At 50.5% G+C, this 16,043-nt stretch carries 10 protein-coding genes; 5 read left to right on the forward strand and 5 right to left on the reverse strand.

Translation table 11 applies throughout. The annotated features are described in order from the left end of the window. Nucleotides 1–78: 78 nt before the first annotated feature. The 5 genes from B147_RS28445 to B147_RS0114330 all read right to left on the reverse strand — a co-directional run bounded on the left by B147_RS28445 (nt 79) and on the right by B147_RS0114330 (nt 5,968). Nucleotides 79–792: an ABC transporter ATP-binding protein gene (locus B147_RS28445; RefSeq protein WP_020587882.1), complete on the reverse strand. Its 714-nt coding sequence runs from the start codon at nt 790–792 to the stop codon at nt 79–81. Further along, the gene (locus B147_RS0114315) at nt 792–2,474 is read right to left on the reverse strand and encodes an ABC transporter permease (protein WP_020587883.1); all 1,683 of its coding nucleotides are present in this window, start codon (nt 2,472–2,474) and stop codon (nt 792–794) included. Before B147_RS0114315 ends, B147_RS28445 begins: the two co-directional genes overlap by 1 nt. Further along, a complete protein-coding gene (locus tag B147_RS0114320; RefSeq protein ID WP_020587884.1) occupies nt 2,450–3,496 on the reverse strand; it encodes a thiamine ABC transporter substrate-binding protein in 1,047 nt (348 codons plus the stop codon). Before B147_RS0114320 ends, B147_RS0114315 begins: the two co-directional genes overlap by 25 nt. Nucleotides 3,497–3,656: 160 nt before the next feature. Continuing rightward, nucleotides 3,657–5,309: an AMP-binding protein gene (locus B147_RS0114325; RefSeq protein ID WP_020587885.1), complete on the reverse strand. Its 1,653-nt coding sequence runs from the start codon at nt 5,307–5,309 to the stop codon at nt 3,657–3,659. An 89-nt stretch (nt 5,310–5,398) separates the two neighbouring features. After that, entirely contained in the window at nt 5,399–5,968 is a 570-nt protein-coding gene (locus B147_RS0114330) for a cupin domain-containing protein (protein WP_020587886.1), read from the reverse strand. Nucleotides 5,969–6,376: 408 nt separating this feature from the next. Here B147_RS0114330 and B147_RS0114335 point away from each other — a divergent pair, with 408 nt between their 5' ends. The 5 genes from B147_RS0114335 (at nt 6,377) to B147_RS28455 (ending at nt 16,035) form a co-directional block, all read left to right on the forward strand. Then, nucleotides 6,377–8,470, forward strand: coding sequence for an ATP-binding protein (locus B147_RS0114335; protein ID WP_157237888.1), 2,094 nt, complete (start codon nt 6,377–6,379; stop codon nt 8,468–8,470). Nucleotides 8,471–8,525: 55 nt separating this feature from the next. Beyond that, nucleotides 8,526–9,866, forward strand: coding sequence for an FAD-dependent oxidoreductase (locus B147_RS0114340; RefSeq protein WP_020587888.1), 1,341 nt, complete (start codon nt 8,526–8,528; stop codon nt 9,864–9,866). A 263-nt stretch (nt 9,867–10,129) separates the two neighbouring features. After that, on the forward strand, nt 10,130–11,299 hold the full coding sequence (locus B147_RS28450; RefSeq protein WP_020587889.1) for an efflux RND transporter periplasmic adaptor subunit: 1,170 nt from the start codon (nt 10,130–10,132) through the stop codon (nt 11,297–11,299). Beyond that, the gene (locus B147_RS0114350) at nt 11,299–14,448 is read left to right on the forward strand and encodes an efflux RND transporter permease subunit (protein WP_020587890.1); all 3,150 of its coding nucleotides are present in this window, start codon (nt 11,299–11,301) and stop codon (nt 14,446–14,448) included. Before B147_RS28450 ends, B147_RS0114350 begins: the two co-directional genes overlap by 1 nt. A gap of 150 nt (nt 14,449–14,598) precedes the next feature. Further along, complete coding sequence (locus B147_RS28455; protein ID WP_157237889.1) at nt 14,599–16,035, forward strand: efflux transporter outer membrane subunit; 1,437 nt, start codon at nt 14,599–14,601, stop codon at nt 16,033–16,035. Nucleotides 16,036–16,043: the final 8 nt, after the last annotated feature.

The raw sequence follows: 16,043 nt of genomic DNA on the forward strand, positions 1-16,043 counted from the left end.
GCTATGGGAAGATGAATAACACAATTATATTTGTAAAGGCATCAAGAGGCAAGAGCAATTAATAGAATGGGTTTTCCTTTAGCCCATAAACTGCCGGACCCAGTCATTCACCGGATGCTGTGTGAGATCTTTGGGGGTGCCGGACTGGACAATACAGCCCCGGTTCATCAAGATGATTTGTGATCCGGCGGCAAAGGCCTCTTCATGGTCATGGGTGACAAAGATGGTGGTGATGTGCAGTCGGGATAAAATTTGTGTGAGCTGATCCAGCAGGTGTTTTCGCAAGACCCGGTCCAGTGCGCTTAAAGGTTCGTCCAGCATGAGTAGCCTGGGGCCCGGGGCAAGGGTCCTTGCCAGGGCCACCCGCTGGCGCTCGCCCCCGGAGAGTTCATCTATTTTGCGGTTTTCAAACCCTTCAAGATTGGTCAGCGCCAGCATCTGTTCGACAATTGGGATCTGTTCCTGTTTGGGCATGCCCTTCATTTTCAGGCCGAAGGCAATATTGGCAAATACATTCAGGTGGGGAAACAGGGCATAATCCTGGAACATCATGCCAAAATTTCGCTTGTGCGGGGGCAGATTCAGGATGGAGGCACCATTGAACCGGATATCGCCCGAGTCCGGTGCATCAAGCCCTGCAATCATGCGTAATAAGGTGGTTTTTCCACTGCCTGAGGGGCCGAGTACCGACAGGCGGCTGCCCCGGGGCAGGGCAAGGTTGATGTTGTTTAAAAAATAGGCGCCTTCTGCGCTGATTTTGTTTAGGCTCTGTATGATGAGTTCATGTTCCATTAAAACTGCTGTATCCCTTTTGAACTGATTTTTTCAATGAGGATAAACCCGGCTGCTGTGATCGCCATAAGCAGGGTAGCGATGGCCATGGCCTGGCCGTAATTCATGGCGCCCGGCTGGCCTAAAAACCGGTAAATGGCCAGGGGAATGGTCGGTGTGCGCGGACCTGCCGTAAAAATGGTGGCGCCGAATTCTCCCATGCTGATGGTAAAGGCAAACACGGCGCCTGCCGTTAATGCACCGGATATCAATGGCAGATCAATGCATCTGAATATTTTTCCAGGGCCGGCACCTAACATGGCGGCAGCTTCCCTGATGTCATTGGGAATGCTTTTCAGGGCAGGCAGGACCGCCCGTAGCACAAAGGGAAATCCCACCAGGGCATGAACCAAGGGGACAAGCAGTGCTGACGTGCGCAGGTTAAGCGGGGGCCGGTCCAGGGTGATGATAATACCGAATCCTAACGTGACTGCTGACGTGGACAGGGGTAGCATAAACAACGGGTCAAAAAAAGCGGCAAGGCCTTTTGCTTTTATCCGGTCCAGATGATTCAGGCAAAGGGCTGCGCACAGGCCTGTCACAAGGGCAATCATCAGAGCAGTCCCCGCAAAGATAAAAGAGTGTTTTATCGCCGTAAAAGGCGGGACATGGAAAATGGAGGTTGAAGGGTTGTCAAAAATGGCCCGGTAGTAAATCAGGGACAATTGCCCTTCATGGACCAGTGACTTTCCGGCAAGGGCTGCCAGGGGGAAAAGGCATAACAGGATGATAAAACCGGCAATCACTGTAACTGCTGCCTTTTCCCGGAATTTTTCCGGTGGTTTAAAATGGGTGTGGACGGCCTTTGGGGCAAAGCGGACCGCCTTTCTGGAAAAAGCTGTGTAAAAGCCCATGAGCACAAGGGTAAACCCGATTTGAAGCAGGGAGAGAAATGATGCCACCGGCAGGTTGAACATATATGCGGCCTGCCGGTATATCTCTGCTTCTATGGTGGAATAACCAGGTCCCCCAAGAATCAGAATGATACCAAAGCTTGAAAAACAAAAAATAAATACCAGAAAAGACGCCGCCCATACCGCGGGCATGAGAAGGGGCAGGGTAATATGGATAAAGGTCTGAAAGGGACCTGCCCCGAGCATGGCTGCCGCTTCTTGGGATTTGCCTCGCAGCCCCGTCCAAAAGCTGGTCAGAATTCTGAGCATGACCGAAAAATTGTAAAACACATGGGCCATGAAAATCAGAACCAAGGGGTGGCGGATATTCAACATGCCCAACCATCCGTTTTTGCCGAAGCTTGCGTCAAGGGCGGCGGCCACCACCACGGCAGGCAGGACAAAGGGGATGGAGGCGCACAGGGTTAAAAATTGTTTTCCTTTAAATTGGTAATGGGACATGACAAAGGCGCATGGGAAGGCAAAAACCAGGGTCAGCCCCGTGGATACGGCCGCCTGCCAGAAGGTGAACCAAATAATGTGGTGAAGACGCTGTGATCCGGTAACCTGATTCAAAAAGGAGAGATCAATATGAAGGTTTTGGGGAAAGTCCGGTACAAAGCTTCTTAGAAAAATACCGGCCAGGGGGTAAAAATAGAAAACAAGAAAAAATACAAGAGGGATAAGTCCCGCCAATACATAGGGGTGTGTATAGATCTTTGCTTTCACCGCAGCAGGTTTTCCGTCCATTCCCGGAGCCATTTATCCCGGTTTTGGTTGATGTCGTCTGTGGGCAAAGATGCCGGCGCATCCGTAATCTTTGCATGCTTTGAAAACACGTCAGGCAGCTTTGCCTTTGTGTTGGCCGGAAACACAAACATCTGCAAAGGGATATCTTCCTGGAATGTCTTACTTAAAAGAAAGTCCATGGCCTTTTTGGCAAGATCTGTATTGGTGCTGTTTTTTAAAATACCTGCAAATTCAATCTGGCGAAAGGCCGATTTATTCCCAATAACGATACCTGTGGGGGCTGTGGTCGTTTTTTGTTCGGCATAAAACACTTCTGCCGCAGGGCTTGAGGCGTAGGAGACCACAATGGGACGGTCTCCCTTTGAGGCGGCCGTAAATTGTCCCCAGTAGGCTTCCTGCCAGCCGTTTACCACCATAACCCCATTGGCTTTAAGTTTCTGCCAAAAAGCGATGTATCCGGTTTCCCCGAAACGGCTGATGGTGGCCAGAAGAAAGGCAAGGCCCGGGGAGGATGTGGCCGGGTTCTGGACAACGGTGAGATTTTTATATGCCGGGCGCAGCAGATCTTCAAGGCCGGCCGGGGGGGCAAGATGTTTTGCCTTAAACCATTTGATATCATAATTAAGGCATACATCACCGAAATCCACGGGTATCAAACGGTTTTTGTCATCCAGTAAAAGGGTCGTGTTAATATCGTCAAATCCTTTGGGGGTGTAGGCAATGAACAGATCATTATCCATGGCCCTGCCGATAAAAGTGTTGTCCACCCCGAAAAATAAGTCAGCCATGGGATTGTTTTTAGATAGAATCGCCTTATTTAATGCCTGTCCGGCATCGCCGGATCGTAATATCGTGATCTCCGCGCCCACAGCCTTTTTAAACGCTTCAAGTACGGCTTCCGACATGCTGAAACTGTCATGGGTCATGACAGTCAACTCCCGGCACAGGGCTTGGCCGGTGAGCATTGGCATGGCTAAAAATAAGCAAGCAATGACAGTGGCAACAGCAGCAGATATTCGCATTTCTTATCTTTTTCTTTTTTGGGGTTTTTGTTGCAGGTACCTTCCAATTACAATAATTATAAAGGATATGAAGATTGATTTTCCGCTATATGCTTCATGCGCTTCATGTCCTTCATGGTATAATAAAATATCCAAGGTTAAAATTTATGACATTGGCTGATCAGCGCCTTTCCGGCCATATATCTTCGGACATCTCCGTCAATTTGTATTTCTGAATTTTGCCCGAGGCCGTCATGGGATATTGCTTGATAAAATGAACATACCTGGGAATTTTGTACCGGCTGATTTTTCCCCGGCAAAAGTCCTGGATATCACTGGGCTCAAGATTTGTCCCCTCATTTAAAATGACAAAGGCGCCGACCTCTTCACCGTATTTCCTACTGGGAACGGCAGCCACCTGGACATCCCGGATCCCATCCATGCGGTATAAAAATTCTTCGATTTCCCTGGGATAGATATTTTCGCCGCCCCGGATGATCATGTCCTTGTGCCGGCCTGTGATGGACAGGTTACGTGCTTCATCCATGACCCCGAGATCGCCTGAATGCAGCCAGCCGTTCTCGTCAATGGTTTGGGTCGTGGCTTCGGGGTTATTGTAGTATCCTTTCATAACGCTGTACCCCCTGACGCACACCTCACCCTGTTGGCCCGGAGGCAGTTCCTTACCTGTTTCAAGGTCAATGATTTTGACTTCAAGGTGAGGCAGGGCCCGGCCCACGGTTTCCGTCCGCACCCGGATGTCGTCGTGCTGCCGGGTTTGGGTCATGACCGGAGAGGCCTCGGTCAGGCCGTAGCAGATGGTGATTTCCTTCATGTTCATTTTGTCAATGACCTTTTCCATGACATGGATGGGACAGTTGGATCCTGCCATGATGCCCGTGCGAAGGGTTGAGAAATCAAACTTGTTGAAAAGGGGGTGATCCAGCACGGCAATGAACATGGTGGGAACGCCGTAAAGACCGGTACATTTTTCCTGCTCCACCGAGGCCATGACCAAAAGGGGATCAAAACCTTCCAGAATTACCATGCAGGAGCCGTGGTTTACGAAGGCCAGCACCCCTAACACACAGCCAAAGCAGTGGAAGAGGGGGACGGGCAGACAGACCCGGTCATCCGGGCCCAGGTTTTGGTTGGCACCGATCCAGAACCCGTTGTTGCCGATATTGTAATGGGTGAGCATGACGCCTTTTGGAAAACCTGTGGTACCCGACGTATACTGCATGTTCACCACATCATGGCAATCCAGGCTATCCTGGCGGGCCTGGTATTCATCTTCGGAAATCATGACGGACAGGGCCCGGATTTCAGGGATGGTATACATGCCCCTGTGTTTTTCGGGGCCAAGAAATGCCACCCGCTTCAGATGGGGGAATTTTTCAGATTTCAGGTGGCCGCGTTGACAGGTTTTTAACTCCGGCACCAGTTCGTATACAGTGGATATATAATCCGTGTCCTGATATCCGTCGATGAGAAAGAGGTTTTCACAGTCAGATTGTGTGAGCAGATATTCAAGTTCGGCGGTTTTATAGTTTGTGTTCACCGTGAGCAGTACCGCCCCGATTTTGGCCGTGGCAAACTGCAAGATAACCCAGTACGGTACATTGGTGGCCCATATACCGACCTTTTCGCCTTTTTTAACGCCTAAAGCCATCAAGCCTTTGGCTGTTTCATCTACATAGGTGGCAAACTGGCGGTACGTAAGGCGAAAATCCCTGTCCACATAAACAACGGCCGGGTTGTCTGGATATTTTTCAACTGTTTTGTCAAGGATTTGGCCTAAAGTCAGGGATTGCAATGGGAAAGTTTCGTCCATATGATGCTCTATTCCTCAAATTCTTTTGTTGTTTTGTTATGGGCCGTGCCTGGGCAGATCAACACTGTTTAGGACAGCCCGTGGCCACATTATTCCGGAACATAAACCACGGCGTGAATTTCGGCCTTTTCTTCTCCCACACATGATACATAATGGGGAACCACTGAGTTGTAATAGATGGAGTCGCCGGGCTTGAGTTCATAGGTCTCATTTCCGTAAATTACCTCCACAACACCTGAAACAACAACAATAAATTCTTCGCCCTCATGGGAAGACAGTGTTTTGTTCTTTGCGGATTCAGGCAATATTTCAACAAAAAACGGCTCCATATGCCGGTCTGACTTTCCTTTGCCCAAGGCATAGAAATTTAAGGCCGGGGCCTTGTTTGTACCGTCGAGAACGGAAAAACCGTCTGCCCGTTCGGCCTTGCGGACAATGTAGGGGTCACTGCTGTCCTGGTCATCCAGAAAAGTGCCTAAACGCACACCCAGGGCCCGGGCAATTTTCATTAGAGGACCCAGGGGGGGGTAGGCGTCTTCTTCAAGCATGGCCTTGATAAATTGGGGGTCAAGGCCGGAAGCCTCGGACAAGGCCGGGATATCCATGCCCCGTTTTTCCATGAATGATAAAATCCGCTGGTTAACTTTTCCTGTTTGCATCTATCCTCCCAAATTATAGTTTCATAAGAAAGTCTGTGTAAGCTACACAGATCTTTCAACATTCGTTGTGGGCTGAAGCCTGGGTGCTGATAGACTAAGTCAGCCCATGGCTGTTTATAAAAAGTATATTGATATAATATATCACAAAATCTTTGTCAAAAAGTTCAAAAAAATCATTCCCTGATTGGGCATATCAGGATAAAAAATATAAAGCACTGTCGTCGATTTCGTGTGTCCCGCGATTTTGGAGCAGACTGTGCCGGGGTATGGATTTAATCCTAAAATAATAATTTTTTTGGAGAAAGAAGTATCGTTTTAGTCTATAACGATTCGATTGAATCTCAAGCGCAGATTTGTAACGATATATAAAAATCTGAGGCAAGATTCCGACCCATGGAAAAATTGAAAATGGAAACTGCAAAAGAAGAAAAACCGTATAGCAATAAGGTGCTGGATGCCTATGTAATCCTGATTCAGGAAAAATACCCTGAAATTGACATTGAGGACCTCATGGGCGAGGCCGGGATCGGGAACTACAGTAAAAACAATGATAATCCCCAAGGGCTCAGCCAGGCACAGATCAACCGCTTCCATGAGCATTTGCGCATACGTACCGACAATATGAAAATTGCCCGGGAGGCTGGCCGGTACGCGGTGACACCCGGATGCCTGGGGATGCTTCGCCGCCGGGTGCTACCCTTTGCCGGTGTCAGGCGGGCCTGTAAAATGATGGCAAAATATGCCGGGAATCTGACCCGGTCTGTTTGTTATCATATCAATTATATTAAAAAAAATACAATCGAGGTTGTGATCACTCCCAATGAAGAGATAAAAGAAGAACCCTTCCAGTGCGAGATCCGACAGGGATATTTCCAGGGACTTGCAGATGTTTTCCTGCATAATGAACTAACCGTGCGTCATTCGGAATGTATGTTCAAAGGGGGCAAGGTCTGCCGATATGAGCTTTCCTGGAAGAATTCTGCGTTTCCCATACTTGCCATGCTTTGTGGGCTTTCCGGAGTTGCTGCCATCGCAATGCCCATTATGTTCCGGATAACGCCTTGGGCTGTTGGGTACAAAAGCTTGTGGCTGATTTGTCCGGCCGTATTGTGTTTGGGCCTGGGGTGGGCCGCCCAATGGATGAAATCAAAGGCGCTTGTAAAATCTTTAATTGGGTTTCATAAGGCCAGGGAAGAGATGATCAATCAGGTTGAGCTCAATGTCAAAAATTCAAAGGCCATTGTCGAAATCGGACAGGTCCTGGGGATTGAAGATCCTGATGCATGTATTTTTAACCGGGCCGCAAATATCGTGGGGAAAAAGCTTCGGTATGACCGTGTAATGATCATGATTGCCGATGATGAGAAAACTTTTTTGTCCTATCGCGGCGGGTATGGGTTCACCGAGGTCGAAAAACTTTATATTAACGAATATCGCATCAGCCTTGGGGAGTCATCCGAAGGGGTATTTTACGAGTCTTTCATGGATAACAAAACCATGCTTGTGAACGATATGGCCTGGCTTAAACGCAAATTTCCCCAGAGTCAGGAGCTGGTCGACCGTATCAAACCCCGTTCTTTTATCATCAGCCCCATCGAAGTGGACGGTGCACCCATCGGCATTATGATTGCCGGAAATACGGTTACCCTCAGAAGACTGGACAACAATGACACCCACCTGGTCATGGCAGTGGCTCAGCAGATCGGCTGTGTCTACAGAAGGCAGAAGTGTGAAGCGCAGCAGGGTGAGTTCAAACGTCAAATCGTGCAGCTTCAGAAAATGGAGGCCCTTGGTGTTCTGGCCGGTGGTATTGCCCATGATTTCAATAATATTTTGTCCCCCATCATTGGATATACGGATCTGTGCCTGGCAATGTGCCCGAAAGATGAAAAGATGTTCAAATATCTTTACCGGGTGAAAAACGCATCCGGACGGGCCCAGGACCTGGTGGCCCAGATTCTGGCATTCAGCCGCCAGGGGGAAAAAGAGTATATCCGCTGCCATCCCGGCCCCATTATCAAGGAGAGTTTAAAGTTGCTGCGGGCCTCTGTCCCCGTAAACATAAAAATCGAAACGTTGATCACATCGGATTTTGCGCCTATTATGGCAGATCCCACCCAGATTCATCAACTTGTCATGAATCTTTGCACCAATGCCTATCATGCCATGGCGGGTAAAGGCGGTACGCTTACCGTCTGTCTGGATGAAATGCTGGTTAAAGAAAGCTTCCTTAAAGAGACGCGCCGGATGCTGCCCGGCTCCTATGTCCATTTGCAGGTGAAGGATACGGGACACGGGATGAGCCGTGCCGTCATGGACAATATATTTGAACCATACTTTACAACAAAGATAAAGGGGCGGGGTACGGGAATGGGCCTTCCCATTATCAAGGGTATTGTGGCCCGGCTCAAGGGCTATATCTTTGTGGACAGTACTGAAGGAGAGTGGAGCTGCTTTGATATCTATCTGCCCCAGGCCGCAGAAAACAGATCCGTACAATAATGGCGGATAGGGCTGCTCGGCGATAAGAATTTAAAGACTGAAAAAGGAACAGGTCATGAACTTTCTGGTTATCGGCGGTGATGCCGCCGGCATGAGTGCGGCAAGCAAGTTGAAACGGATGAACAAAAACGCGACGGTGACGGTGCTGGAGATGACCGAAGATGTCTCTTACTCCGCCTGCGGCATGCCCTACAATATTGCTGATCCGGACCGGGATATGGATGTGCTTGTGGTCAGGACCGCAGAGGTATTCAGGCAGAAAAATCAAATCAATCTCCTCACGGGCCACAGGGCGGAAAAGATAAGCCCTGAAGAGAAAAAGGTTTTCGGCACCACCATTTCCGGACACGCCTTTGAATTCGCCTATGACAAGCTGCTTATTGCCACGGGAGCCCAGCCTGTGATGCCGGAAATTGCCGGGATTGATCTTGACTGCGTTTTGCCTTTGAAAAATCTGGCCCATGGACGGCGGATCAAGTCCATTATATCAGAAAGAAAAGTAAAAAAAGCCGTCATCATCGGTATGGGGTACATTGCCCTTGAGATGTGTGAGGCATTTGAAAAAAGAGGGGTTTCGGTTTCCATGGTCAAACCGGGAAGAATTTTTTTGCCCTGGATGCAGGCAGACCTCTCCCGGATGGTCCAAGATGAGATAGAGCAAAAAAAAGTTGCCCTGTATGCGGGAAAGTCTGTGGAACGTATTGAACCGGTTGAAACCGGGGCAAAGGTGGTCTTAAATGATTTGACCCTGGATGCGGATATGGTGATTGTGGCTGCAGGTGTTGTGCCCTGCAGTGAACTGGCCAAGGACGCCGGGCTTGAACTTGGCGTCGGCGGGGCCATTGCCGTGGATCGCAGGCTTAAAACCAGTGACCCTGATATCTATGCCGCAGGAGACTGTGCCGATGCCTATCATGTGGTTACCGGCGAAAAATGCTGGATTCCCCTTGCCCTTCGTGCCAATCGGGCAGGCTGGGCCGTGGCGGATAATATCTGCGGGGTGGACACCGAACTGAAAGGCGTGGCCGGCACTTCAGTGTTCAAGGTGTTTGATCTGCAGGTCGCCAGGACCGGGCTGACCGCCCGGGAGGCAAACGCAGCAGGTTTTTACCCGGTGGAAAATATGATTAAAGCCCGGTCCCGGGCCCATGGCCATCCCGGATCCACGCCGATTTTAGTGAACATGGTGGGGGATAAAACCAGTAGCCGCCTGCTGGGTGTTCAGATGACGGGGACCGAGGGCGTTGCCCACAGAATCAATGCGGCCGCTGTTGCTTTGCAGACATCCATGACAGTCGCTGAATTTTTCCAGACCGATTTGGCCTATGCGCCGCCCTTCGGGCCGGTATGGGACCCGCTTCTAACTGCAGCCGGTCAGTTGCTGAAAAAAATGTAACAGTCCTTGGGTTGTTTTTCTTGCTTCTTTGCTATCTTTTTGGAAAAATGGTTTAAAGTCCAGGTGTAATAGTATAGTAAAAATAGAGATGGTAGGAATATCTTTTGCTTAATCGTGTTCATGGCAAAGCCGAGCAAAGATATCACAATCTAATATTTTGTATCAACTTGTGTCCATTCGTAAATAATTTTTGTCTTCGATTTTTTTTCTGGATGAAAAGTCTGATTTATGGGTGAACACGAACGCATGGATTTATGTGAAAAATGAAAACTAAATTTAGCGTTGTGCTGCTGGTATTCCTGTTGATGGTTTGGACACCGGCCTGTAAAGAAGCCGGACAGAAAACAGCCAAGGGCCTTCCACCTGTAAGTGTAAGCGTGTATAAAACAGTTGCCCAGGATGTCCCCATTTATCACACGTTTGTGGGCCAGATTTATGGTGCCAAGGATATTGCCATAAGAGCCCGGGTGGAAGGTTTTTTAAAAGGCGTTCATTTCAAGGAGGGCTCGCCTGTTAAGGCGGGCGACCTGCTTTACACCATTGAAAGCCAGCCCTTTGAGGCCCAGGTCGCTTCAATGGAAGGGCTTCTTGCAGAGGCCCGGACAAAGATGGTCAAGGCCAAACGGGATCTGGACCGGTACCGGCCCCTGGCAAAGATGAATGCTGTCTCTCAAAGTGATCTCGACGGGGCTGTGGCGGCCTATGATGCGGCAAAAGCCGGTGTGACGGCAGCCCAGGCCAATGTCCGAGCAGCCCGGATCCAGATGGGATATACCCAGGTCTATTCTCCCATTGACGGCATCATTGGAAAAACAAAGGCCAAGGTCGGGGATTTTGTGGGCCGTGATCCCAACCCGGTTATTTTGAATACCGTTTCCAACACCAATTCCGTTTTAGCCGAATTTTTTCTGACAGAATACCAATATCTTGGGTTGGCTCGTCATATCATGGCGGCCGGCCAGGAGGTGTTGGAAAGGGAAAAAGCCTCCAATACCGATATCCAATTGATTCTGGCTGACGGATCTGTTTACCCTCACAAGGGAACGCCTAATTTCCTGGACCGGCAGATTGATCCCACCACCGGTGCTATTCTGGTACAGGTCTCCTTCCCCAACCCTAACGGCCTGCTACGCCCCGGCCAATTCGGCAAGATTAAGGCTATGATCGACAGTGTCAAGGACGGCGTTCTTGTTCCCCAGCGCTGCATCACAGATCTGCAGGGTCTTAAAAAGGTGTTCGTGGTGGGTGAAGACGGCACCGTCAAGGAGCAGGATGTTACACTGGGACCGGATGTTGACAATTTTATTCTGATTGCAAAAGGCCTTTCAGGGGGTGAGTCAATTGTGTACGAAGGCTTACAGAAAGTTGCCGACGGGACCAAGGTGACGGCCAAACCGGTGAAGGTGGAACGTATAGTACAGGAAGAGAGATAATGGGTTCTTTTTTTGTCCGGCGGCCCATTGTCGCCATGGTTATTGCGATTGTGACGGTAATTCTGGGGGTTTTGTCCGTCTTGCAGCTGCCCATGGAGCAGTATCCCAATATTACTCCGCCCATTGTGCAGGTGCGGGCCAGTTACACCGGTGCCAACGCAACCAATGTGGAAGCCTCCGTGGCCACACCCCTGGAGCAGCAGATCAACGGCGTGGACAACATGCTCTACATGAAGTCGGTGAATGCCAATGACGGCACCATGACCATTAATGTCTCCTTTGAAATCGGCACGGATCCGGATATGAACACCGTATTTGTGCAGAACCGGGTGTCGGCCGCCACAGCCAAACTGCCTGAGGAGGTAAAGCGGTTGGGGGTATCCACGGAGAAATCGCTGCCCAATATCCTGATGCTGGTGGCACTCACCGACCCCTCCAACAAATACGACCAGACGTTTTTGAACAACTATGCCCTGATCAATATTAAAGATTCCCTGGCACGGTTGAAGGGTATTGGCCGGGTGGATGTCCTGGGGGGCTCCGATTACTCCATGCGCATCTGGATCAAGCCGGACCGTCTGGCCCAGCTGGACATGACCGTATCTGAAATCACCAATGCCATAAAGGCCCAGAACGTCATTGTTCCGGGCGGAAAGTTCGGGGCGGAACCCGCACCTGCCGGGACGGAATTTACCTTTACCGTGCGGCTACCCGACCGGCTGGCTTCCAAGGAGGCCTTTGGCGATATCGTCATCCGCACCACAGATACCGGCGCCCAGGTCAAAATCAGGGACGTGGCCCGGGTGGAACTGGGTGTGGAGTCCTATAATGTGTTCGCCCGCATGGACGGCAAACCTTGTTCCATTATTGCCCTGTACCAGGCGCCGGGGTCCAATGCCGTGAACCTGGCCGATGAGATCCGGTCGGTGATGGCCCAACTGTCCAAATCTTTTCCCAAGGGCATGCGCTATGACGTATCTCTGGATGCCACACTTCCCATCACCAAAGGCATTGACGAAATCATTGAGACGCTGTTGATTGCCCTGGCTTTGGTCGTTTTCGTAGTTTTTATTTTTATCCAGGACTGGCGGGCCACCCTGATCCCTACCATTGCTATTCCGGTCTCCCTGCTGGGAGCGTTTGTGGCGTTCCCGCTTTTGGGATTCACGGTGAATAACCTATCGCTTCTGGGGCTGGTCCTGGCCATTGGTATTGTGGTGGATGATGCCATTGTGGTAGTGGAGGCGGTCCAGGTCAATATTGCCAAGGGCATGGAACCTAAATCTGCCACGATTGAGGCCATGCGCGAGGTGACCGCGCCGATTATCGCCACCACCCTGGTCCTTGTGGCGGTGTTTTTGCCCGTAGCCGCCATGGGCGGTATTACCGGACGGCTTTACCAGCAGTTTGCCCTGACTATTGTGGTCTCGGTTCTTTTTTCCTCCATCAATGCGTTGTCTTTAAGTCCTGCCCTTTGCGGTTTGCTGCTCAAGGCTCCCAAACCCTACCGGGGGCCTCTGGGCCTGTTTTTTTCAATGTTTAATAACGCCTTTGACGCGTCCACCAATGTGTATACCAAAATTACCCGCATGGTGGTCCGCAAAGCGTTGCTCGGTGTGATTTTTATCATTGCAGTGTGCTGCGGTACCGGTGTTGTGGGTAAGCTTCTGCCCGGCGGATTTATTCCCACCGAGGACATGGGCTATTTCATGGTCAATGTGCAATTGCCCGATGCTGCATCCCTCCAGCGTTCGGACGCGGTGACCCGGCAGGTGGAAAAGATCATTGCCAAACACCCGGAAGTGGAACATGTGACCAATGCCACGGGTTTTTCCATGCTCTCATCCTCCATGGGCCCCAATTACGGGTTTTTGTTCGTTTCGCTTAAGGATTGGGATGTGCGGGATAAAACAGCCGATGAGCTGGTCAACGAATTGAACAAAGAGTTTTATTTCGGTGTTAACCAGGCCCAGGTGTTTGCCTTTGCCCCGCCGGCCATCCCCGGTCTGGGTACAGGCTCCGGATTTACTTTTATGCTCCAGGATCGCGTGGGAAATACTCCGGCTTATCTGGGACACCAGGCCGGCCAGTTTATCGCGGCAGCCAAAAAACGCCCGGAAATCGGCTCCATTCGTACCACCTTCAGTCCCAACGTGCCCCAGAAGCTGATTGAGGTGGACCGGGACAAGGCATTGAAAGCTGGCATCAATCTCAATGATATCTATACCGCCATCGGTACGTTTTTGGGCGGCTCCTATGTCAACGACTTCAACCGGTTTGGACGTCTTTACCGGGCCTATATCCAGGCCGAACCCGAATACCGGCTCAACGCCAAAAAGCTGGGCCAGTTCTTTGTGAAAAACAAGGCGGGAAAAAGCGTTCCTTTGTCTGCGTTTATCAAGGTCAAAGAGGTGTACGGTCCCGATTATACCAACCGGTTCAACCTCATGCGGGCCGCAGAAATATCCGGAACCCCTGCCCAGGGGTACACTTCGGTTCAGGCCATGGCAGCCTTGGAAGAGGTGGCTGGCGAAGTACTGCCCGATGATATGACCTACGCCTGGAGCGACATGTCCTACCAGGAAAAGGCCGCGTCCGGCACAGGGGCCATAGTCTTTGTATTTTCACTTATTTTTGTATTCCTGATCCTGGCGGCCCAGTACGAAAGCTGGTCTCTTCCCTTCAGCATTCTTTTGGGGACGCCTTTTGCCCTGTTCGGGGCCATGGGGTTTTTGTTCCTGGCGCGGTTTTTTGATCTGACTTACGAAAACAACGTATTTGCCCAGATTTCTCTTGTGCTGCTCATCGGCATGGCGGCCAAAAACGCCATTTTGATTGTGGAGTTTGCCAATATCAAATTCAACGAGGGGATGAGCCTGTTTGATGCGGCCATCGAGTCGGCAAAAATACGATTCCGCCCGATTCTCATGACGGCGTTTTCCTTTATTTTAGGAATTTTTCCGCTGGTGGTGGCTACGGGCGCCGGCGCCTTGTCCCGTAAAGTCATGGGTGTGGCGCTTCTTGGCGGCATGTGCCTGGCTACCTTGCTTGGGGTATTTTTCTATCCCATGTTGTTCGTGTTTATCGGCAAGTTGTGCCGGTATGAAAAAAAACGAGATTTGGCTAATACTCGATCATCAAGTTTTTAGGGAATTTGTTCAAATTCAAGGCGGAAACAATTTTTAACCGGAGGAATATACAACATATTTTGAGGATTAAAAATTGTTTCCAACGCCGAAGTTGGGCAAATTAACAAAAACTTGATCATCGAGTAACAAGAAAGCGTAAACGTTATGGTTATGAACAAAGTGTCATCCATTCCCGCATTGTTTATCGCCCTGGTCCTTTTGTCAGGATTCGGCCTGTCCGGCTGTCTTACGTTAGGACCTGATTTTAAATCTCCTGTGGTGGATGTCCCGGTGGCTTACCGGTTTGCCCCGGCGGCTTCCGGCAGTGATCAGGATTTAAAGTGGTGGGAGTTGTTCAAAGATCCGGTGCTTTATGAACTTGTGACCACAGCCCTTGAGAACAACCAGGATTTGAAAACGGCATTAAGCCGGATTGAAGAGGCCAGATTCACCCACGGGATGACCCGGGCGGATCAGTTTCCGGCTGTCGATCTTGGGGCCGGAGGTTTCGTGGGCAACTATTCGGGAACCCGGTCCACATTCACCAACCATAATTATTATGTGGCCCCAAGTCTGTCCTGGGAACTGGATTTTTGGGGAAAATTCAAGCGGTCCACTGCCGCGGCCCAGGCGCAGATTCTGGCATCGGCCTATGGTGCATGGGCCGTGCGCACAACGCTTATTGCAGATGTGGTGTCTGCCTATTACCAGCTTCTGGACTATCGCCAGCGGTTGGAGATGTCCAGGGATACCCTTACCTCCCGCCAGGACGGCCTGGATATTATTACCAAACGGTTTGACAAGGGGATCATCCCGGAAATCGATGTGAACCAGGCCCAGATTCAGCTGGAAGTGGCGGCCGGTGCCATTCCCTCCTATGAACGCCTTATTGCCAAAACCGAGCACCGGTTGAAACTGCTCACAGGCCGGCTGCCCGGGACGGTGCGGACAGGTATTACCCTGGATAAGCAGCCCTTGCCCCCCATGATCCCTGTGGGCATGCCTGCGTCCCTTCTTGAGCGCCGTCCTGAAATCAAAGAAGCCCTGGCTCTTGTGCATGCCGCCAACGAAAAAATCGGTGTGGCTGTGGCCCAGCGGTTTCCGGCCATCAGCCTGACCGGTGTCCTGGGGCTTGCCTCGTCCGAAATGTCCGATATTACCAATCATGGCGGGATATGGAATCTAAGCGGCAGCCTTCTAGGCCCCTTGTTTGATTTCAATAAAAGCAAATTCAGGGTAGAGGTGGCTAAGGAACAGACCCGCCAGGCATTGTTCAACTACCAGGAAGTGGTGCTCACCGCTTTTAAAGAGGTGGAGGATGCGTTAGTGGAAGTGGATACTTACAAAAGGGAAAGTGATGCGTCCCAGCGCAAGGTGGCTGCGGCCGAAAACGCGTATAAGCTTTCCTTTGAGCGGTATGACAAAGGGGTCAGTTCTTACCTTGAAGTACTGGATTCCCAGCGCACCCTGTTTTCCGCCCAGCTTGAGTATTCCCAAAACCGGCAGCTCTATTTCAACGCCTATGTCAATCTTTATAAAGCCCTTGGCGGGGGCTGGCTTTCCAAAAGGACTGATGCTGTGGAAAGTGGGGCTTTGCCTGCACAATGATGATTTTT

It is taken from the genome of Desulfobacter curvatus DSM 3379 (genome assembly GCF_000373985.1).
GTDB lineage: Bacteria > Desulfobacterota > Desulfobacteria > Desulfobacterales > Desulfobacteraceae > Desulfobacter > Desulfobacter curvatus.